The organism is Paenacidovorax caeni (assembly GCF_001298675.1).
GTDB classification, from domain to species: Bacteria; Pseudomonadota; Gammaproteobacteria; order Burkholderiales; family Burkholderiaceae_C; genus Paenacidovorax; species Paenacidovorax caeni.
This window is the reverse complement of the sequence record NZ_CYIG01000123.1, coordinates 1-1,653: the sequence shown is the minus strand read 5'-3', so window position 1 is coordinate 1,653 and position 1,653 is coordinate 1. Positions and strand designations below refer to the sequence as shown.

Below are 1,653 nucleotides of genomic sequence, written 5' to 3'. Positions count from 1 at the left end.
GTCCGTTGCCATCGACAAACGGATGCATCCACAGTAGACGGTGGTGTGCGGCGGCAGCCGCAACGATCTGCATTTCCCCCGGTCGCACTGTCCCGTAGCCCTTGGACCACTGCTGCAACAGCGCCTCCAGACACTGCCAACCCGGCGCGACATGGTGTCCTATGACCACGTCACATGTGCGTAGCACCCCAGGCGAATAGGTCGCCTGGTTGGTGCCGCCTTGCTCACCAGGAGGGAGCCTGCCCCCATCCTCGTGATCCCAAGGGCTAAAGAGGTGGGAGTGGATAGACCTAACGGTATGGGCCGCGTACAGATCGGCTGGGAGTAGCGACGATTCTTGGATCCAGCGCTCGGTCTGTATGTGCGCCACTGCCAAATGCTGAAGCCATGCAGTTTCAGCCTCATGAGAAAACCTGCCCCCAAGTGCCTGTGCAATCTGCAGCGGGCTGGCGTGCTCGCCTTCGATCTTGTTCGAATAGTAGGCATTCATTGACCGCAGAAGCCTTCCCAACTCCGTATGCACGCAGCCCGGGAAGGCACCGCTCAGCCGTGCCGCCTCCATCCGAAGGTCATGGGCCTTCTCCAGCAGCTTATCCGCCCGAGGGGTGCTGGGTAGAAGTGGCTCAAGGGCTGCTGGAGCGTTCAAGTGCGGCGCCATTTGCGGATCATAGACTTCATGCAGTCTTATGATCTAAAAGGATTTATTCTGAAATGCTCGTGAATATTTGCGGATGTGAAAGCGGCTTATCCAAACAGTTTCTGTGAACTAGCGTTTTTGCCAAGCAGCTGAGTTCGCCGTCCTGAGGCATGAGGTTGCAGAGGCTCTGCTCTTGCATGAAACTGGCAATCCCGCCGCTCACGTAGCCAGGCCGTACTTCTTCTTCACACGCCGTCATGCTCTCCGTGCAGAGTACTCCCTACCTCCCTGCATCCACCCCGCGCAGCGCAGACATGGTTCTGTACCTGGATCTGGATGGCGTGGTGCACCACGAGGCGGTGCTTTGGCATCATCGCCGTGGTATCTACATGAGCCCGCATGGCGCAGTCGGCCACACGCTGTTCGAGTGGCTTCCTATCTTGGAGGCGGAGCTTACTCCATACCCCTCAGTGGCTCTGGTACTCAGCAGCACCTGGTGCATCCGCCCTGGCTACGCCCATACCCTCAAACGTCTGCCGGAGAGCTTGCAGTCCCGATTCATTGGCGGCACATACCACAAGCGTATCCATGGTGCCGATCCATGGAACCTGGCGTCCTTCCGCAGTACCCCGCGCGGCATGCAGATCCTGGCTGACGTGCAACGAAGAAAGCCGCGCCACTGGGTGGCCCTGGACGATGACATCGAGGACTGGCCTCAATCCGCAATCGTCAACTTGGTCGCTTGCGAGGGCACTACCGGACTTTCCAACCCGGAAGTTCGGCATGAATTGCGGCGGAAGTTGCAGCAAAGTGCCGCTGCATGAAGGCTCCGATCCGATGCCAAGCGACGTTCGCCGTCTTTTGCCACGGTCCTGCCAGACTTACCAAAAACCCCGCCGGTTCACCCGAGCCAGCAGCGTGGAAATCGCTTCCAACGTCTCGGCCTCGTGCAGCAATGCCCCGGCATGGGATGTAGCTGGCAGCGGTGCATCGGCTACCTGCTGGGCCCGCGTGAG

Annotated in this window: 2 protein-coding genes; one reads left to right on the top strand and one right to left on the bottom strand. The window is 59.5% G+C overall.

The window, feature by feature from the left end; genetic code table 11:
- The coding region (locus BN2503_RS19025; protein ID WP_199445290.1) for a Fic family protein at positions 1–490 on the bottom strand (490 nt) is incomplete at its 3' end.
- 461 nt (positions 491–951) lie between these two features.
- Here BN2503_RS19025 and BN2503_RS19020 point away from each other — a divergent pair.
- On the top strand, positions 952–1,461 hold the full coding sequence (locus tag BN2503_RS19020) for an HAD domain-containing protein (protein ID WP_158447381.1): 510 nt from the start codon (positions 952–954) through the stop codon (positions 1,459–1,461).
- Positions 1,462–1,653 lie beyond the last annotated feature (192 nt).

Bases quoted from the DNA above. Each gene is read 5' to 3' on its own strand.
- BN2503_RS19020 (WP_158447381.1), top strand. From the start codon at position 952: ATGGTTCTGTACCTGGATCTGGATGGCGTGGTGCACCACGAGGCGGTG.